Genomic DNA, 16,508 nt, shown 5'->3' with positions numbered 1-16,508 from the left:
GCAAGAGACGGCATTCAAGCAGTGATCACAGGTATTCCGGCCCATGCCCCACAGGCGCACCCGCCCCACATTCGGCGTCCTGATCTTCTTCGCAGTCGCGTTGAGCCTTTCGGCCTATTTCACCTTCGCCGCCGTGCAGGGCGACTACGGGTTGTTCCGCCGCGCCGAGATCACGCAGGCCGCCCATGAGTTGCAGGGCGAGCTGGACCTTCTGCACGAAGAGGTCGCACACATGGAAAACCTCACGCACCGACTGTCGGACGAATACCTCGACCTCGACCTGCTCGATCAACAGGCCCGCGACATCCTCGGCATGGTCCGCGCCGACGAAATTGTCGTAAACTGACAGCCGCGAAAAAACGCGCGTTTCAGCCCGTGTTCTTTCCTCTGCGCACACCCAAGATCAATCCCGAAGCCCCAATCAGGAGCCAGAGGCTTGCCGGCAGTGGCACAGCCGCGATCTCTGCAATGGTTGCAGAGGAGGCCGTGCTCACCTGTTGTCCATCGGTATTGATCAAAAACGCATCGTAAGTGCCCGCAACGAGATCCTGCACGACATTGGATGGGCTGCTCGGAATTGAGAACCCAAGCGAACCTGCTTCAAAATGAATGGTATCACCGGCATTCAAAACAAAAGTTGAAGGAAACCGGACAATTACCAAAAGATCCAAAGGATCCGTCAGGCCGACGACACTCGAATTGAAGGCTTGAATGAGTCCCGAAGGGTCTAGGGTCGTCGCTAGCGGACCACCGTTTATGCTAAAGTTCAAGATGCCGCCGTTTTCCAATCCCGGAAACGAGTGAGGTGCCGAAAAAACGTTGTCCAGGTAAAACCCTGCCAGATCACTGCCCAACACGGTGGAGGAAGCCGTGAAGGAGACCGCATCCGTATTCAGCGCATAGGAGATTGGATCCACCTGAGTAATCGAGAACGCATTTGCGCTCGACGCGCCCGCGACCAGTCCCGCCACAATTAACGCTGTTCTTAAAAAACTCATATCCAGTTCCTTTTCTTCAATGGTGGCAATTCCACCTATGGTTGCTCTACCCTTTCAATGTGGTTCAGGTCGCTGAACAATGAAACCCGGTCCTTTAAAGTCATTTTGTCGCTAGCGGACCTCAGCCAAACCGTCAGACTTTACTCCCTCCCCCTCCCCGGCTACGCTTTGAAAAAAGTTCAACGTTAAACAAATTCCTGGGGAGGAGACGCCATGGCAGCGCGCAAGGCAGCGGCAGCACCCAATGTGTCCGCCGAAGAGCTTCTGACCTACTACCGCGACATGCTTCTGATCCGCCGCTTCGAAGAGAAGGCGGGGCAGCTTTACGGCATGGGTCTGATCGGTGGCTTCTGTCACCTCTACATCGGTCAGGAGGCCGTTGTCGTCGGGCTGGAGGCCGCCGCCGAAGAGGGTGACAAGCGCATCACCTCGTATCGCGACCACGGCCACATGCTTGCCTGCGGCATGGATCCGAACGGCGTCATGGCCGAGCTCACGGGCCGCGAGGGGGGCTACTCCAAGGGCAAAGGCGGCTCCATGCACATGTTCAGCCGCGAGAAGCATTTTTACGGCGGTCATGGCATCGTTGGCGCGCAGGTGCCGCTTGGCGCAGGGCTGGCCTTTGCGGACAAATACAAGGGCAACGGCCGCGTGACCTTCACCTATTTCGGCGATGGCGCGGCCAACCAGGGGCAGGTTTACGAGACCTTCAACATGGCCGCTCTTTGGGATCTTCCGGTGGTTTTTGTCATTGAAAACAACCAGTACGCCATGGGCACCGCGCAAAAACGCTCCACCTCCACGCCCGAGCTTTACACCCGAGGCGCGGCTTTTGGCATCAAGGGCGAGATCGTTGACGGCATGGACGTTCTGGCGGTCAAGGCGGCTGGCGAGAAAGCCGTCAAACACTGCCGCTCCGGCAAGGGCCCCTACATTCTGGAGATCAAGACCTACCGCTATCGCGGCCACTCCATGTCCGATCCGGCCAAGTACCGCACCCGCGAAGAGGTGCAGAAAATGCGCGAAGAGCGCGACCCGATCGACCACGTGCGCGAGATGCTCCTCACCGGCAAACATGCCTCCGAAGAGGACCTCAAGGCGATCGACAAGGAGATCAAGAAGATCGTCGGCGACAGCGCCGATTTCGCCCGCAACAGCCCCGAACCGGCGCTCGAAGAGCTCTGGACGGACATTTACGCTGACGCGCCGACAGAAGGGGCCGTGTGATGCCGCATTTCGAGATTTACGTGGATGACGTCCCCCGCGCCAAGGCCTTCTATGAAGGGCTGTTCGGCTGGACCATCACCCCGGCCCCGATGGGCGAAGACATCGAGTATCAGATCATCACCGGGGGTGGTTTTGTCGCTCCGGACGCGGCGCAAGGCGGGCTGACCGGCGGCATGATGCGCCGCATGGGCGCGGCCTCCCCCGCAGGCTCCCCCGTGCGCGGCGGCACCATGACCTTCGACGTCGCTGATTGTGACGAACGCTATGCATGGGCGCTTGCCAATGGCGGATCAGAGGCCTTGCCGCCCGAAACCATGCCCGGCGTTGGCCGCTTTGCCTATGTCGAGGACGGCGAAGGCAATATCGTCGGTTTCCTGTCCCAAGTCGAAGAAGGCGCACAGTAATGGCAATCGAAATTCTCATGCCCGCCCTCTCGCCCACGATGGAAGAAGGCACGCTTGCCAAATGGCTGGTCAAGGAAGGTGACATGGTCCAGTCCGGCGACGTGCTGGCCGAAATCGAAACCGACAAGGCCACGATGGAATTCGAGGCGGTCGATGAAGGGATCATGGGCAAGCTTCTGATCGCTGAAGGCACGGCGGATGTGAAGGTAAACACCCCCATCGCCCTGCTCGTCGAGGAAGGCGAGGCGGTACCGGACAGCGCCCCTGCGGCTGCAACCGAAACGCCTGCCACGGCCCCCGAGCCGGGCCGCCAGAGTGCCCCTGCAAAGCCGATTGAACCGGTCAAAGCCGAGGCCCCCTGGCCCGCTGGCACCAAGACCAAGAAGCAAACCGTCCGCGAAGCGCTCCGCGACGCCATGGCCGAGGAAATGCGCCGCGACGAAGATGTCTTTCTCATGGGCGAAGAGGTTGGCGAATATCAGGGTGCCTACAAGATCAGCCAGGGCCTTCTGGACGATTTCGGCTCCAAACGGGTGATCGACACGCCGATCACCGAACACGGTTTTGCCGGTATTGGCGTTGGCGCGGCCTTTGGCGGCCTCAAGCCGATTGTCGAGTTCATGACTTTCAACTTCGCCATGCAAGCGATTGATCAGATTATCAATTCCGCAGCCAAGACTCTCTACATGTCCGGCGGTCAGATGGGCTGTCCCATCGTCTTCCGTGGCCCGAACGGCGCGGCGGCGCGGGTCGGCGCGCAGCACTCTCAGGACTACGCGGCGTGGTACACCCATATCCCCGGCCTGAAGGTGGTCATGCCCTATTCGGCCTCCGACGCCAAAGGCCTGCTCAAGTCCGCCATCCGCGATCCCAACCCGGTGATCTTTCTCGAAAACGAGATCCTCTATGGCCGCAGCTTCGACGTACCGCGCCTCGATGATTACACCGTCCCCTTCGGCAAGGCCCGCATCTGGCGGGAAGGCACCGATGTCACCCTCGTCAGCTTTGGCATCGGAATGAGCTATGCTCTGGAGGCGGCGGACAAGCTGGCCGAAGACGGCATTTCCGCAGAGGTCATCGACCTGCGCACCCTGCGCCCGATGGACACCGACACGATCATCGCAAGCGTGCAGAAAACCAACCGCTGCGTGACCATCGAAGAAGGTTTCCCGGTTGGCGCCATCGGCAATCACATCTCTGCCGTGCTCATGGAACAGGCTTTCGACTACCTCGACGCGCCGGTGATCAACTGCACCGGCAAAGACGTGCCAATGCCCTATGCCGCGAACCTCGAAAAACTGGCACTTGTCACCACCGACGACGTCATCGCAGCGGTGAAGAAGGTCACGTATCGATGAGCCCCCGCGTGGAGGTCAAAGGCCGGGATGCCGCGCGCGAGGCCTACCGCGTCGAAACCGACGCGGGCTGCGCCCTTGTGCCCGAGTTTCTGATGGAAGGTCTGCGCCCCGGCGAACGCCCCTCACACCAGGAAGCCTACGAGTGGATTGCAGCCCACCGCAAACCGCTCGCCGCCGCCATTGACACGCTTGCAAAAGGGCGGTCCCCGCGCCGCCCTTATGACACCCTTTCCCTGATTGCTTCTTCTAGGTCCCAGGACCCCAGCCCGCAGGAGGCGCTTGACGATGCCCATTGAAATCCTGATGCCCGCGCTCTCGCCCACGATGGAAGAAGGCACGCTCGCCAAATGGCTGGTCAAGGAAGGCGACATGGTCCAGTCCGGCGACGTGCTGGCCGAGATCGAAACCGACAAGGCCACAATGGAGTTTGAGGCGGTCGATGAAGGCACCATGGGCAAGATCCTGATCGCAGAGGGCACGGCCGATGTGAAGGTGAACACCCCCATCGCCGTCCTGCTCGAAGAGGGCGAAAGCGCCGATGCCATCGCTTCTGCACCCGCGCCCGCGCCGGAAACCCTGGCTGCGGCCGCCCCGGCCGAGAGCACCGCACCCACCGCCGCCCCGGCGCCGAAACCCGAAGGCGCGCGCGTCTTCGCCACCCCCCTCGCCCGCCGCATCGCTGCGGACAAAGGTCTTGATTTATCACAGATAAAAGGCTCCGGCCCCCGTGGCCGCATCATCAAGGCCGACGTGGAAGGTGCCACCGCGACGCCGCCCATCCGGGCGGAGGAGCCCGCGCCGCAAGCCGCCGCCCCCGCGCCCCAGCCCGTCAACGCCAGCGCCGTGGCCAAACTCTACGAGGGCCGCAGCTTCACCGAAGTCCCCCTCGACGGCATGCGCAAGACCATTGCTGCCCGCCTCACCGAGGCCAAACAGTCGATCCCGCATTTCTACCTGCGCCGCGACATCCGTCTCGACGCGCTGCTCGCCTTCCGGGGAGATCTGAACAAGCAGCTGGAAAAACGCGGCGTCAAACTTTCGGTCAATGACTTCATCATCAAGGCCTGCGCCCTCGCGCTCCAGCAAGTCCCCGCCGCCAACGCGGTCTGGGCAGGGGATCGCGTCCTGCAGCTTGAGCCTTCCGACGTGGCCGTCGCCGTCGCCATCGAAGGCGGCCTCTTCACGCCGGTCCTTCAGGACGCCGAGAGCAAATCCCTCTCTGCCCTTTCCGCCGAGATGAAAGACCTCGCCTCCCGCGCCAGGAGCCGCAAACTGGCCCCGCATGAATACCAGGGCGGCAGCTTCGCAATCTCCAACCTCGGCATGTTCGGCATCGACAATTTCGACGCGGTCATCAACCCGCCCCACGGCGCAATCCTTGCAGTCGGCGCAGGTGTGAAAAAGCCCGTAGTCGGCCCCGACGGCGACCTCTCCGTCGCCTCGGTCATGTCCGTCACCCTCTCCGTCGATCACCGTGTCATCGACGGCGCTCTGGGCGCAGAACTCCTGCAAGCCATTGTCGACAATCTGGAAAACCCGATGGCGATGCTGGCCTGACGGAACTGGTTGTTTCGCAAAAAGAGAGGACCGAACGCGTTCAAAGCGTTCGGCCCTTCGTTGTTAAACCTTATCCGCATCCCGCAGAAGCTGATCCATGCTGATCGACGGCTGGGCGCAACCCGCCTCTCCCACGATCCGCGCAGGCACTCCGGCGACGGTGGTGCATTCCGGCACTTCGTTCAGAACAACGGATCCCGCCGCGATGCGGCTGCAATCGCCCACGCGGATGTTGCCAAGCACCTTGGCCCCTGCCCCGATCAGAACGCCGTTTCCGATCTTTGGGTGGCGGTCTTCCTCTTCCTTGCCGGTCCCGCCAAGCGTCACCGAATGCAGCATCGACACGTTATCGCCCACAACCGCTGTCTCGCCGATCACGATGGAATGGGCGTGGTCGATCATGATGCCCCGGCCAATACGCGCGGCGGGGTGAATGTCGATTCCAAAGACCTCGGACGAGCGCATCTGGAAGAAATACGCCATATCGGCCCGCCCCTGCCGCCACAGCCAGTTGCCGATGCGGTAGGCTTGGATCGCCTGAAAGCCCTTGAAGAACAGAATCGGCTGCAGGTACCGGTGGCAGGCCGGGTCACGGTCATGCACCGCCACGATATCCGCCCGCGCCGCTGCCGCGATGTCCGGATCGGCCTCATAGGCCTCGTCACAGATTTCCCGCAGGATCTGCTCGGACATTTCCCCATTGGCCAGCTTGAGCGAAATCCGGAACGCCAGCGCCTTTTCCAGCGTCGGGTAGTGCAGGATCGAATAATGCACCATGCCGCCCAGCAGCGGCTCCGTGTCCACGGCCTCTTCGGCCTCACGGACCACACGGGCCCAGACCGGATCAACCTCCGCCAGCTTTGCACGCGTTTCTGCCATCGTCTTACTCCTTTGACGCCGGGAGCTTAGCAGATAGTCTGTTTTTGGCGAAACGCAAATGCGTGATGGGTGGTATTGCGATGCGTGAAGAGGAAACAGAGCGGTTCCGATCGCTGATCACGGCCCGATTGGCCGATCTCGACGCGGAAGACGCGCTTGGCGCCGGGGGGCAGGCTACTGTCACCCTCGATCAGCAGGCCATCGGGCGGCTGTCGCGTCAGGACGCGCTGCTAAACCAATCCATGGCCAAGGCCACACAGGCCCGCCGCGACACAACCCGGCAGGCTTTGAACGCCGCATTGGCGCGGATGGATGAAGGCGCGTTCGGCTATTGCGAAGACTGCGGCGAGACAATCGCCACCAAGCGGCTGGAGCTTGATCCCGCCGCGCGCCTCTGCATTTCCTGCGCGCGCGGGTAGATGGTGGCGTGAAACGGACGTTCATCTCACCTCTGGCGCGGAATCACGGCCGCAGGCCGCCGCGCCTATCGACGGGCCGCCCCGTCGCACCAGAGGTGCGCCAGCATAATCTCGGCACGCCTTTGGCGTGACGGCACGGCGATTGGGTTGTTGCTGGGCGTTACACCGGCCTAGCGCGCCAGTTTCTAAGATAAAACAAGGGGATCAGAGGGTGGCTCGCCGTACCACGGCCCGCCGATAGGCGGGGCTTGTGCACTTAACATGAGGTCCCGGATCAAGTCGGGAACGGGGTCGGCTCAACGTCCGCTCAAGGCCAAACCTCACCCCTCAACCCGCCGCCGTCCCTTCAAAGCTTCCAGCACCGCCACAAAACAGTCCGCAAACTCCACATCGTCGAGCCTGCGGTCCGCAGCAACCGCGCCGCGCCCGAGGGCCGCGGCCATCAAGGTGCCGTTGCCCCAGAACGGATGCGCCCGACCCATGCGCTTTCGGTAGCGATCCGCCGCCTCGGCCTGCGCCACCAGCCGCCGCGCCAGACCTTCGCGGGCGCAGGCCGGCACGGACAGCAAAGCCCGCGCCGCCGCGCGCACGTCTCCGTGCAGCACCGGCCTCATAACGTCACCACATGGGAGGCAAACGGCCCCGGACCATAATGGGCAGAGACCTGCGCCACCGCCAGCGTCGTCACCCCACTCACCCCATCGGTGGCCTGCGCCTCACCCGAATAGACCCACTCCGGCGTCCCGACCTGATCCTCACGCAGAACCGTCCCGCCCTGCATCACACGCACAAGATAGCTCTCGCTTTCTTCGCCCAGCGGCACCTCCGGAACCTCCCAGACATCACCGTCCACGCGCGTCCGCCGAATCCAGCGCAGCGTCAGGCCAGCCGCCCCGGACGAGGTCGACAGATGCACCGGGCTGTAGGGCCGCAACCCGTTGCCATCGAAGGCGTGCACCGCGTGCACATAAGTCGGATCGTCGTAGGGCCGCCGTGCCGGACCGATGCGGAAATGCCGATCCAGCCGCCTCTGAGCCGCCGCCAGCGCGATCTGTGACGGCGTTCCGTCCATCATCACCACCAGCGATCCGGTCGGCCAGGTATCCGGCATCAGACCATCGCTGCCCGCCTGCCCCCGCAGACGGTTGCGCAGCTCCCAGACATCTTCTTCCACAAGATCCGCCTCGCGGAACTGCAGCAACTCCCAATTGCCCGGCGTGCCATCACCAATGGCCATGAGGTTGCCTCCCGCGAGCAAGGCTTCATCAGAAATCGACTGCAGTGATCCCGACTGCAGGCGCACCCGAAGCGCATCGCCCCGATCAAGCCGCCCCATGGGCGCGGCATGCAGCGGTGTTTCGGTCACCCCCACGGCCGAGCGCGTGGCGATGATGTCGTTCAGCACATAGTCCGCATCAAACGGCGAATCGTAGACCGCAACGCTGCCCGGCCATGGCTCGGCCGCGATGGCCAGATGCGGCGCGTGGGGCACCTCCTCGCCGCTCATCAGCGGCAGGTCCATGAAGATCGGCGTGACCGGGGCCGCAGCGGTGAACCCGCGCATCTGCGCGCCTTCATCGATGTACTCGGACGGCGTGAACACGTCCGGCTCGATGCGCACCGCATCGACCACCTGCCGGTCCGTGACCTCAACCCGGTCAATCCGAGCCAGCACCGGCCCCGATTTCGACGGCAGGCGCACGATGTCGCCTGCGCCCAACGCCAGTTTCGACGGCGGCAAGGCAAAGCGCATGCTGTCCCGCGCCACCCGCGATTCCGCCAGCCAGCGTTCAACCGTCTGCCGGCCTTCCGCGCGGGTCATGGCCATGTTGAGATCCGTCTCCGCAACCGCATGGGTGCGCTCGTCGGGCAGCACGGTCTCTTCCGAGGACACCACGTGATCGCCGTCGGCCTCGATGAAGCTGACGCGCACGCGGCCCGCCATTTCCACTTCACCCGCCCGCGTTTCGGCCAAATCGCCCTCGACCTCTTCGCTCAACGCAAGATCTTCATGACCCAGTTCAACCGCATTCTCCCCGGTTCGCATCCGGAACACCAACAGCCCATCCCGCTCGATCGCGTCAAAGCCATAGGCAATCATCAGCGGCTGCAACGCGTGGCGCGCATCCGAGACCCGCGGGACCACATAGCCGCGCACATAGCCGTGCAACTGACTGGTGTCGATTTCGGTCACACCTGACCGCGCGCAGATCTCGCGCACAATCGACGCCAGCGTCTGCCCCGAGGCGCGCCCGTTGAGCCAATGCCCCCGGCGATAGTTCGGCCCATCGGACCACAGGTCTTCATTGCCGGGGAACCACGGATAAGGCCGCGCATCCCAGGCCCAGACAAAGGTCCGGTCCATGTCGATCATCGGCTCGCCATACACTTCGGAGACCGGATTGTTCGCGGCATCGCCCCAGAACTCGTACATGGCCCGCAGGTACATCCTCTGGATCAGCTCATCGCGCATCCCGTTGGAATAATACGGCAAAGAGGATTCCGAGCTTTTCGGATCCACGAACTTGTTGGGCTGGTTCGTGCCTTTGTCCACGGCCGCGCAGCCGATCTCGGTGAACCAGACCGGCTTGCTGCCGGGCTCCCAGTCCGTCGGGTCGAGCGCCCGTACACCGCCCTGCCGCTCGTAGTGGTCGTTCTCCCACCAGTTGCGAATGTCCTTGTACCGCCAAACCCACGGCTCGCCGTAAGCCCCATCTTCAATTGGCTCACGGCGCTGCATGGCGCGGCCTTCGGCGCTGTCGTAATACCAATCATAACCCTCACCCCCGGCGATATTCGCCTTCAGGTAATCGACGTTGTAGATCGACTGCCACGCCTCATCCGCATGGCCCTCTTCGTCGCGCCAATCGGAGAGCGGCATGTAGTTGTCGATGCCAATGAAATCGATCTGGTCGTCGGCCCAAAGCGGATCGAGATGGAAATACAGATCCCCCGATCCGTCCTGCGGGTGGTAGCCAAAATACTCGGTCCAGTCCGCCGCATAACCGATCTTCACATCCGGACCGAGCAAGGCCCGGCATTCACCGGCCAGGGCAACGAGGGCCTGCACCGCCGGGAAGCCGCCCGCGCCCCGAATCTGTGTCAGCGCGCGCATTTCGGAGCCGATGCAGAAGGCTGTCACATCTCCTGCTGCCGCGCAAAGCGCCGCCTGATGGAGGATAAAGCGCGAATAGCTCCACTCCTCCGGCCCGTTGTAGGTCACGGAGTCGTTGCCGACAGAGAAATCCGCCGCCGTGACCGTGCCGATAAAGCTCGCCACTTCCGCATCCGCCGCCGCCGTGCCATCGGGCGAGCCATCCCGCCCCGGAGCCACGCTCAGCGTGATCCGCCCGCGCCAGGGCAGACGCGGCTGGCCGTCCTCGCCGGTCCAGGGATCGGGCAAGGCATTGTCCAGCTGATCCATCAGGATGAAGGGATAATACATCACCTCCAGCCCCTCGTCCGTCATCTTGCGGATCGCCTGCACCACGGAGGCGTCCGTCGGCGTTCCACCATAAACCGGACGTTCCAGCGAGAGCGGCACGCGCTCCGCCCCGTCACGGCTCAATCCGCTGACAGACCACGGCATTTTCGATGCCTCGAATTCCTTTTCCTCAACCTTCGGCTTGATCTCACAGCTTCCGCAGCGCAGGTCATTGCCGAACCAGCTGACAACCAGAGAGGTCGCCTTGCAGGCTGGCAACTCGTCGGTGAGTTGCTTCAGCGAGGTGTTGAAATCCGGCTCCTCGGAGGGCGAGTTCACATTCACCACCCGCTTGCCTTTCTTGGTCACGCCAAAGGGATTGGCCGTGCCCGCCGCGTAGTTCATATAGACCGGCTCCGTCGCCAGCGCGTATTCCCCGGTGCCAGGGATCATCGCCACGCCGGTCACGGCCTGCGCCACTTCCGCCTCGTCTTCGAGGTCAGGGCGGGTGACTTCAAAACTGAACTGCGGAATGCGGTTGCCGAAGTTCGACAGCTCCAGGTCTTCCATCACCACATAAGCCGTGCCGCGATAGGCTGGCACAAGACCCACCCCTTCCACCGCTTCCATTTTCGGATCGGGCAACTGGTCCTTGGTGCCGCGATAGACCCGCATGTTGAGGTCCTTGATCGCAACCTCAGCCCCATCAGCCCAGACCCGCTGCACCGAGGTGATTTCCCCTTCGCAAAGCGCAAGCGCGAGGCTCAACGAATAGCTGTATTCCTTGACCGTCGGCTGGGAGGGCGCGCCCTTGCCGCCACCGCCCTTCTTCTTGACCTTTTCCTTGAACTCGGTAGCCCAGATCACGTGCCCGCCAATGCGCATCCGACCATAGGTCTGCGCAATCGCCGCGCCTTCCCCGGCCCCGGTCACGCGGAAACGGTCGATCTTGCCGACCTCAACCGCCTCGGAGCCCTGCCCCATGATCCGCTGATCAATGGCCCGGCCAAGCGATGCGCCGATAAAGCGGCCGACGGCCGTCATGCTCAGCCCGAGAACCGAGCCGCCAATGGAACTGCCAATAGCCGCACCCGCGACCGAGAAAAGGATGGTAGCCATGCCTTATGCCTCCAATGGAAGGGCAAACCGCGCGACAATGCGCCGGGCCCATGGTGCGCTCAGCGCACTCTCGACAACGCCATGCCCGCTATAGGCATGAATGAATGCGGCATCCGCCCCGACGCGCGATTGCAGCCCGACGTGTTTCGCAACCGAGCCATCGCGCATGCGAAACAGCAGCACATCACCCGGTTCCGCCTGATCGAGCGGCTTGCGCTCCAGATGCGCCAGCGCCGCGCGCCACAGCCGCTCGTCACCCTGCGGCTCGGACCAGTCTTCGGTATAGGCCGGGACCACCTCTGGCTCCGGCCCGATCACCTCGCGCCAGACCCCGCGCAAGAGGCCAAGGCAGTCACAGCCTGCCCCCTTGGTCGAGGCCTGATGAACATAGGGCGTGCCGATCCAGGCGCGCGCGGCTTCAACAACAACGCTCATCTCCGGCTCCCCCCTCCGGTCTTCTTCGCCTGCGAAGCATGAACGAAGATCCAGTCTTCTTCCGGGATGTCCGGGAATCCCTGGAAATTCAACGCGTTGTTGAACTTCAGACGGCAGGTCTCAAACCGCTTGTCGCAGCCCGCAAAGATCTTCACCGTGTCCCCCGCCGCGAGGTTCGCGCGCAAAGGCTCCCACAGGTCAATCCGGCGCGTGCCATCCGCCAGCGTCTCGTCGCGTTTGATCACCCCGGACAGCCCCGCAGCCTCGCCGCTCAGAACATCAAGCCGCCCGCGCTGGAACCAGCCCTCTTCAAAGCCGCTGAGATCGGCAAAGACCACCTCGCGCATGTCCTCGACCGCCAGCACCGCACCTTCGTGAAAATACCCGGCTGTATCGAGATCGAAGCCGCAGCAGCCTTCGCCCACAACCGCCGAACAGGTCTTTTGATAAACACGGCCAATCGGCCGGTTCAGCTTGTCCGTCAGACCGCGCAACTCGGCATGAAACGCGCCATTGCTCCGGCGGAGTTCTCCAATGAAACCGCGAAACAGGATGCGGCGGGCGGAAACGTCCTGCCAGTTCACCAGCCAGGACACCACCTCCGCCTCGTCGTAACGCCCGGCGGCAATGTCTTCTTCCCGGATCGCCGCATCGCTCAACGCGCCCATGGCCTCGGTATTGTCCACCGACAAACCCGTCGCCTGCTGGAGCGCCCGCGCCGACAGCCCGGTGTCTGCCTTGAAGGTGATCCCCTCAAACGTCAGATCCCGGTCATGATCCGTGAAACCGTGCACGACCCCGTCCCGGCGTGTCACCGCCCAGGCCCGTGCGACGCTGCCGATCCCGTCCTGCAACGCCGCGTGAAATGCCTCCGCGCCCGGCATCAGACCCGCACCTCGACAACCGGCACATCCGGCACCTGACCGGCCCGGAAGCTGGCGACGCTGACGTTGATGCGATCCGTGTCAAACCGCACCGGCACGTCAAACTCGAAGCCCGCACTCACCTCGACACCCGCCAGCGGCGGCTCTTCGAAGGTGATCACACCCGTGTCCACATCCAGTTCGAAATGCACACCTTCGCGTGCCTCGACGTCCTGAACCGCTGCCAGAACCGTCCCGGCGACCGGCTTGGTCACGGGCCGCGCGTAATACCCTTCGCCCGAGCGATAGCTCTTGATCAGCTGGAAACTGCGCGTCACACCATCCCCGGTGGCAATCACCTGATCGCCCATCGCAGGTTGCCGTGATGGTTTGCAGGATTTGTAATCGGCCCAGTCTTTCCACCGAAAGCCGAACAGCTGACCCTGACGCGCCTCGAAAAACGCGATCAAGGCTTCTACATCGTCCAGGGACCGCAAACCCAGTCCCGCATCATACCGCCGCCGCGAATGCGCCCAGGGCGTGTTGCGCTCTTCGTATCCGCTGGTCAGCTGCACGATGTCCGTGCGCCGCTCCGGCCCGCCCACCGAGCCAAAGCTCAGGTCCGCCGGGAATCTCACTTCATGAAACGCCATTTTTCCCTCCGATTACCTGTTCCGCGCGCCTTTGCTCAGCGCCCGGCTCATCTGTGCCGCGATCTGGCTCTGGCTGCGTTGGAAGCCCTGTACGTCGGGCGTGTTGATGTTCATCACCACCGTCACCGGCTGACCTCCGCCCTGCGCCCGCACGCCCAACTTGCCGTCAGGCCCGCGGCTCAGCGGCATGATCGCCTCCGGTCCGGCCTCGCCCATCAGCCCGGTGCCGCCGCGCATCGGGAAGGTCACCGGCCCGGTGACAACACCCCCCGTTGCAAAAGGCATCACCCGACCCTGGCTAAAGCTGCCGCCATCAGCAAAAGGCGAGAACGAACCGAACATCGCCGACATGCCCGTGGCCAGCAGCCCCCCCACATGGTTCGCCACCGGCTGCACCGCCGCCTTGTAGGCCGCATTGATCATCGAGGTGGCCACAACCTGCAGCGCGTCCGACAGTTTCATGCCATCAAGGACCACGCCATCTATCGCCCGGCTCACCCCGGCGCTCAGTGTGCGCTCCAGCTTGGCCGCGCTGCCGCCGGTTGCCGAAAACGTCTGGTTGATGCGCTTGAGCTCGGCATCGAACTCCGCAGCCATGGCGACCGCGCCGCCCAGCGATCCGTTCAGCGCGTCAACCTCGCCATCCAGATCGTCGATCATATCCAACTCGCTCATTCCATAGCCCTTTCCTTGGTTTCCGCCCCCTTGTCGGGGAAGGCCGCCATCAACTCGCCCAGCCGCGAACGCCCCATCGGTCGCCCTCCGGCCCCTTCGCCCAGGAGCACCTGCAGTTCCGCCGGGGTCAGCGCCCAGAACTCATCCGGGCTCAGCCCCAGCCCGCGGATCCCCGCGCGCATCAGCGCTGGCCAGTCAAACCCCGGCATCCGCGCTCTCCGGCGTCATGAAGGCCCGCGCCAGAAGCTCCGCTGCCGCCTTCGCCGCCGCCATCGGTCCGCCTTCGATCTCGGCCTGGAGCAGGTCAGACGCCCGCCCCTGCCAGCCGCCACCGCGCAGGCCCGCCACGATCAGCCGCAGCACATCGCGGGTAGAGAAACCTCCGGCCTCGAACCGCTGCACCAGGTCGACGAGGGAGCCGCTTTCGAGGCTCGCCTCCAGTTCCGCCAACGCCCCCAACGTCAGCCGCATCACGCGCCGCTCGCCATCAATGACCAGCGCCACATCCCCCCGCCACGGATTGGCCATCAGGCTGCCGGAGCCGCGATGAACTCAAGCGCACCCGCCGATGCGAGCGAGACCTCATAGGTCGCCTCGCCATTGTGCGAGCCCGCATATTCGATCGACGTCACCTGAAACGCGCCTTCAACCGTGCCGAAGTCGGGAATGATCACCTGAAACTCCGGGGTCTCACCGTCGAAGAAAATCTGCCGCGCGCGCTCATCCGTGCCCGCATCCTTGAAAACGCCAGAGCCGGAAATGTTGGCGCTCTTGACGCCCGCGCCGGCCAGCAACTCACGCCAGCCTCCCTGGCTTTCGAGCGTGGTCACATCGACCTGCTCGGCGTTGAAGCTCACCCGTGTGGCGCGCAGCCCCGCCATTGTCTCGAACAGACCGTCGCCGGTCAGGTCCACCTTGATCAGAAGATCCTTGCCGTTTTGTGCACCCATGATCCTACTCCAGTTGATAAGGGTTGAGAGAGAGGCCCGTGCATGCCACGGGCATTGTTCAGTTTTTCCACGCCTTAAGCCGCGTCATCCTCGACACGCGCCCGAAACGTCAGGTCAATCGAGCGCAGCCCGCCACCGTCGCGTTTCGCCTTCGCCTTTCGGAACCACAGCCCCACAAGCCGGCCCCGGCTGAGGCTCAGATCGGCCCCGTCGAGCGCATCGCTCACCGCGCCTGCCGCTTCCTTCGCGGACTGGAACCCGGCCGCCTCGGTCACCACCGTGACGATGAACTCATGCCAGGCGCCCTGCGCGCAGGTGTCAGAGGCATCGGCCACGGTTTCGGGTCCAAGCGAGACATAAAGCGCGGGCAGAGGGCCGGTCGGCAGGGCGTCATAGACATCGCTGCCCACCAAGGCGGTCAGAGCCGCATCCCCTTGCAATTGCGCATAAACTGCCGTCTGAAGCGCTGCAGACATTGCATAACTCATGGGCTCACCTCCTCTTCGCAATGACACACGAGGTAGAGCCCCCTGGCCTTGTCCTCGGACACTGCTTCGATGTTGAAAACGCGCCCCTGCGCGACAAAACGCTGGCCGGGCTTGGGCCGGTTGGAATGGCCCATCGGCGCGCCGCGCACGGTGATCCGGTAGCGCATCACCGAAACCTCGCCGGTGCCGCCACCTGCCAAGCGCCCGGTGCGCGGCTCCACATGGGCCCAGAGCGTGCCCAGCGCCTGCCAGGCTTCGACAAAGCCCCCGGCCCCATCGGGCGTGCGCTCCGCACTCTCCAGCGTGAGCCGTCTGTTCAGCGACGTGCTCATGCGCCCAGCCCCAGCCGCACCGGACGGTAACGCGCGATCAGGCTGGTCACGCCAAACGGCATGCACCCCTGGCTCAGCGCGGTCTCATCGCGATATTCGTAGTAATGTGCCGCCAGAAGCAGCACCGCCTGCTGCAGATCCGCTGGCAGGTCGGCAAACGCCGGACCATATCCCGCTTCAAAGCGCACCTCTGCTGCGCCCTCCGCCGGAATGGCAGGCAGGCTGCCGCCAAATCCCTTGAGCACCGGCGCAAAGGCATCCTGTTCCAGCCGATAGCGCGCCGGATCCGCCGTGCTGGTCGCGCCATAGGCGTCGATCAGCGTGATATCTGTCACCGCGGCCACCGGCGCAACCGGCAGAGCCTGTGCTGCGCTCTCGCGCCAGGCATTCACCGACATCACAAAGGTCCGCGTGATCAGCGCCTTTGCGCAACGGGCCTCGATCGAAGCCATCGCGGCGCGCAGAAACGATCCCAGAACCGCATCCTGCACATCGTCTTCGGCAAAGCCTGTGCCAAGGCGCAGATGCTGCTTCAGCGCCGCCACCGGCAGTGCCGCCTCAGCGACCTGTGTTTCTTCCACCAAGATCATGTTCTATCTCCAAAGCTTCTCACCCGTCCCCCGGCTCCCGGCTCAGATCGGGCGCGCGCCGCCCACGTCGCAGGGCGGAGGGGGCTGCTGGACAACGCCGGGACGCGCGCCCTCGGAAAGGGCGGACAAACTGCCCG

21 protein-coding genes are annotated in these 16,508 nt (G+C 63.6%); 7 read left to right on the top strand and 14 right to left on the bottom strand.

Annotated elements, in window-relative coordinates; genetic code table 11:
* Positions 1–43 precede the first annotated feature (43 nt).
* The gene (locus E4662_RS14750) at positions 44–346 is read left to right on the top strand and encodes an FtsB family cell division protein (protein WP_136442354.1); all 303 of its coding nucleotides are present in this window, start codon (positions 44–46) and stop codon (positions 344–346) included.
* Between the two features lie 22 nt (positions 347–368).
* Here E4662_RS14750 and E4662_RS14745 read toward each other — a convergent pair whose 3' ends face one another.
* Positions 369–998, bottom strand: a complete 630-nt coding sequence (locus E4662_RS14745) for a hypothetical protein (protein ID WP_136442353.1) — start codon at positions 996–998, stop codon at positions 369–371.
* A 213-nt stretch (positions 999–1,211) separates the two neighbouring features.
* On the opposite strand from E4662_RS14745, the gene pdhA reads away from it, so the two are divergent.
* From pdhA to E4662_RS14720, 5 genes are read left to right on the top strand one after another with little or no spacing between them, the layout of a single operon-like run.
* Positions 1,212–2,225 carry a pyruvate dehydrogenase (acetyl-transferring) E1 component subunit alpha gene (gene pdhA, locus E4662_RS14740; protein WP_136442352.1) on the top strand — a complete coding sequence of 338 codons (1,014 nt, stop codon included), beginning with the start codon at positions 1,212–1,214 and terminating at the stop codon, positions 2,223–2,225.
* Positions 2,225–2,629 (top strand): VOC family protein, encoded by a 405-nt coding sequence (locus E4662_RS14735; protein WP_136442351.1) that lies wholly within the window; start codon positions 2,225–2,227, stop codon positions 2,627–2,629. The genes pdhA and E4662_RS14735 overlap by 1 nt, the downstream gene beginning before the upstream one ends.
* Positions 2,629–3,987, top strand: a complete 1,359-nt coding sequence (locus E4662_RS14730) for a pyruvate dehydrogenase complex E1 component subunit beta (RefSeq protein ID WP_136442350.1) — start codon at positions 2,629–2,631, stop codon at positions 3,985–3,987. Before E4662_RS14735 ends, E4662_RS14730 begins: the two co-directional genes overlap by 1 nt.
* Positions 3,984–4,283 (top strand): hypothetical protein, encoded by a 300-nt coding sequence (locus tag E4662_RS14725; protein ID WP_136442349.1) that lies wholly within the window; start codon positions 3,984–3,986, stop codon positions 4,281–4,283. The genes E4662_RS14730 and E4662_RS14725 overlap by 4 nt, the downstream gene beginning before the upstream one ends.
* Complete coding sequence (locus E4662_RS14720; protein WP_136442348.1) at positions 4,273–5,544, top strand: pyruvate dehydrogenase complex dihydrolipoamide acetyltransferase; 1,272 nt, start codon at positions 4,273–4,275, stop codon at positions 5,542–5,544. Before E4662_RS14725 ends, E4662_RS14720 begins: the two co-directional genes overlap by 11 nt.
* Before the next feature lie 63 nt (positions 5,545–5,607).
* Here E4662_RS14720 and cysE read toward each other — a convergent pair whose 3' ends face one another.
* Positions 5,608–6,423, bottom strand: coding sequence for a serine O-acetyltransferase (gene cysE, locus E4662_RS14715; protein WP_136442347.1), 816 nt, complete (start codon positions 6,421–6,423; stop codon positions 5,608–5,610).
* 65 nt (positions 6,424–6,488) lie between these two features.
* Here cysE and E4662_RS14710 point away from each other — a divergent pair, with 65 nt between their 5' ends.
* Complete coding sequence (locus E4662_RS14710; protein WP_240705204.1) at positions 6,489–6,842, top strand: TraR/DksA family transcriptional regulator; 354 nt, start codon at positions 6,489–6,491, stop codon at positions 6,840–6,842.
* Positions 6,843–7,162: 320 nt separating this feature from the next.
* On the opposite strand, the gene E4662_RS14705 is transcribed toward E4662_RS14710, so the two are convergent.
* The 12 genes from E4662_RS14705 to E4662_RS14650 form a co-directional block, all read right to left on the bottom strand.
* On the bottom strand, positions 7,163–7,456 hold the full coding sequence (locus E4662_RS14705; protein WP_136442345.1) for a DUF7742 family protein: 294 nt from the start codon (positions 7,454–7,456) through the stop codon (positions 7,163–7,165).
* Positions 7,453–11,385 (bottom strand): baseplate multidomain protein megatron, encoded by a 3,933-nt coding sequence (locus E4662_RS14700; protein ID WP_136442344.1) that lies wholly within the window; start codon positions 11,383–11,385, stop codon positions 7,453–7,455. Before E4662_RS14700 ends, E4662_RS14705 begins: the two co-directional genes overlap by 4 nt.
* Before the next feature lie 3 nt (positions 11,386–11,388).
* Positions 11,389–11,820 (bottom strand): NlpC/P60 family protein, encoded by a 432-nt coding sequence (locus E4662_RS14695; RefSeq protein ID WP_136442343.1) that lies wholly within the window; start codon positions 11,818–11,820, stop codon positions 11,389–11,391.
* A complete protein-coding gene (locus tag E4662_RS14690; protein WP_136442342.1) occupies positions 11,817–12,704 on the bottom strand; it encodes a DUF2163 domain-containing protein in 888 nt (295 codons plus the stop codon). The genes E4662_RS14695 and E4662_RS14690 overlap by 4 nt, the downstream gene beginning before the upstream one ends.
* The gene (locus E4662_RS14685; RefSeq protein ID WP_136442341.1) at positions 12,704–13,336 is read right to left on the bottom strand and encodes a DUF2460 domain-containing protein; all 633 of its coding nucleotides are present in this window, start codon (positions 13,334–13,336) and stop codon (positions 12,704–12,706) included. Before E4662_RS14685 ends, E4662_RS14690 begins: the two co-directional genes overlap by 1 nt.
* 12 nt (positions 13,337–13,348) lie before the next feature.
* Entirely contained in the window at positions 13,349–14,011 is a 663-nt protein-coding gene (locus E4662_RS14680) for a phage tail tape measure protein (protein ID WP_136442340.1), read from the bottom strand.
* On the bottom strand, positions 14,008–14,220 hold the full coding sequence (locus E4662_RS14675; protein ID WP_136442339.1) for a rcc01693 family protein: 213 nt from the start codon (positions 14,218–14,220) through the stop codon (positions 14,008–14,010). Before E4662_RS14675 ends, E4662_RS14680 begins: the two co-directional genes overlap by 4 nt.
* Positions 14,207–14,539 (bottom strand): gene transfer agent family protein, encoded by a 333-nt coding sequence (locus tag E4662_RS14670; RefSeq protein WP_136442338.1) that lies wholly within the window; start codon positions 14,537–14,539, stop codon positions 14,207–14,209. The genes E4662_RS14675 and E4662_RS14670 overlap by 14 nt, the downstream gene beginning before the upstream one ends.
* Positions 14,539–14,961, bottom strand: a complete 423-nt coding sequence (locus E4662_RS14665; protein WP_136442337.1) for a phage major tail protein, TP901-1 family — start codon at positions 14,959–14,961, stop codon at positions 14,539–14,541. The genes E4662_RS14670 and E4662_RS14665 overlap by 1 nt, the downstream gene beginning before the upstream one ends.
* A 74-nt stretch (positions 14,962–15,035) precedes the next feature.
* On the bottom strand, positions 15,036–15,449 hold the full coding sequence (locus E4662_RS14660; RefSeq protein ID WP_136442336.1) for a DUF3168 domain-containing protein: 414 nt from the start codon (positions 15,447–15,449) through the stop codon (positions 15,036–15,038).
* On the bottom strand, positions 15,446–15,781 hold the full coding sequence (locus tag E4662_RS14655; RefSeq protein ID WP_136442335.1) for a phage head closure protein: 336 nt from the start codon (positions 15,779–15,781) through the stop codon (positions 15,446–15,448). Before E4662_RS14655 ends, E4662_RS14660 begins: the two co-directional genes overlap by 4 nt.
* Positions 15,778–16,371 (bottom strand): head-tail connector protein, encoded by a 594-nt coding sequence (locus E4662_RS14650; RefSeq protein WP_136442334.1) that lies wholly within the window; start codon positions 16,369–16,371, stop codon positions 15,778–15,780. Before E4662_RS14650 ends, E4662_RS14655 begins: the two co-directional genes overlap by 4 nt.
* Between the last annotated feature and the right edge of the window lie 137 nt (positions 16,372–16,508).

The sequence above is a fragment of the Pacificoceanicola onchidii genome (assembly GCF_004804335.1).
GTDB classification, from domain to species: domain Bacteria; phylum Pseudomonadota; class Alphaproteobacteria; order Rhodobacterales; family Rhodobacteraceae; genus Pacificoceanicola; species Pacificoceanicola onchidii.
Note: the sequence above shows the minus strand (reverse complement) of the source record. Positions and strands in the feature narration are given on the sequence as shown.

Excerpts from the sequence above, each read along its gene's own strand:
- E4662_RS14720 (WP_136442348.1), top strand. The coding sequence starts at position 4,273 with ATGCCCATTGAAATCCTGATGCCCGCGCTCTCGCCCACGATGGAAGAA.
- E4662_RS14750 (WP_136442354.1), top strand. The coding sequence starts at position 44 with ATGCCCCACAGGCGCACCCGCCCCACATTCGGCGTCCTGATCTTCTTC.
- E4662_RS14675 (WP_136442339.1), bottom strand. The coding sequence starts at position 14,220 with ATGCCGGGGTTTGACTGGCCAGCGCTGATGCGCGCGGGGATCCGCGGG.
- E4662_RS14665 (WP_136442337.1), bottom strand. The coding sequence starts at position 14,961 with ATGGGTGCACAAAACGGCAAGGATCTTCTGATCAAGGTGGACCTGACC.
- E4662_RS14670 (WP_136442338.1), bottom strand. The coding sequence starts at position 14,539 with ATGGCCAATCCGTGGCGGGGGGATGTGGCGCTGGTCATTGATGGCGAG.
- E4662_RS14730 (WP_136442350.1), top strand. The coding sequence starts at position 2,629 with ATGGCAATCGAAATTCTCATGCCCGCCCTCTCGCCCACGATGGAAGAA.
- E4662_RS14735 (WP_136442351.1), top strand. The coding sequence starts at position 2,225 with ATGCCGCATTTCGAGATTTACGTGGATGACGTCCCCCGCGCCAAGGCC.
- E4662_RS14700 (WP_136442344.1), bottom strand. The coding sequence starts at position 11,385 with ATGGCTACCATCCTTTTCTCGGTCGCGGGTGCGGCTATTGGCAGTTCC.
- E4662_RS14650 (WP_136442334.1), bottom strand. The coding sequence starts at position 16,371 with ATGATCTTGGTGGAAGAAACACAGGTCGCTGAGGCGGCACTGCCGGTG.
- E4662_RS14685 (WP_136442341.1), bottom strand. The coding sequence starts at position 13,336 with ATGGCGTTTCATGAAGTGAGATTCCCGGCGGACCTGAGCTTTGGCTCG.
- E4662_RS14705 (WP_136442345.1), bottom strand. The coding sequence starts at position 7,456 with ATGAGGCCGGTGCTGCACGGAGACGTGCGCGCGGCGGCGCGGGCTTTG.
- E4662_RS14695 (WP_136442343.1), bottom strand. The coding sequence starts at position 11,820 with ATGAGCGTTGTTGTTGAAGCCGCGCGCGCCTGGATCGGCACGCCCTAT.
- cysE (WP_136442347.1), bottom strand. The coding sequence starts at position 6,423 with ATGGCAGAAACGCGTGCAAAGCTGGCGGAGGTTGATCCGGTCTGGGCC.
- E4662_RS14660 (WP_136442336.1), bottom strand. The coding sequence starts at position 15,449 with ATGAGTTATGCAATGTCTGCAGCGCTTCAGACGGCAGTTTATGCGCAA.
- E4662_RS14725 (WP_136442349.1), top strand. The coding sequence starts at position 3,984 with ATGAGCCCCCGCGTGGAGGTCAAAGGCCGGGATGCCGCGCGCGAGGCC.
- E4662_RS14745 (WP_136442353.1), bottom strand. The coding sequence starts at position 998 with ATGAGTTTTTTAAGAACAGCGTTAATTGTGGCGGGACTGGTCGCGGGC.
- E4662_RS14710 (WP_240705204.1), top strand. The coding sequence starts at position 6,489 with ATGGGTGGTATTGCGATGCGTGAAGAGGAAACAGAGCGGTTCCGATCG.
- pdhA (WP_136442352.1), top strand. The coding sequence starts at position 1,212 with ATGGCAGCGCGCAAGGCAGCGGCAGCACCCAATGTGTCCGCCGAAGAG.
- E4662_RS14690 (WP_136442342.1), bottom strand. The coding sequence starts at position 12,704 with ATGCCGGGCGCGGAGGCATTTCACGCGGCGTTGCAGGACGGGATCGGC.
- E4662_RS14680 (WP_136442340.1), bottom strand. The coding sequence starts at position 14,011 with ATGAGCGAGTTGGATATGATCGACGATCTGGATGGCGAGGTTGACGCG.
- E4662_RS14655 (WP_136442335.1), bottom strand. The coding sequence starts at position 15,781 with ATGAGCACGTCGCTGAACAGACGGCTCACGCTGGAGAGTGCGGAGCGC.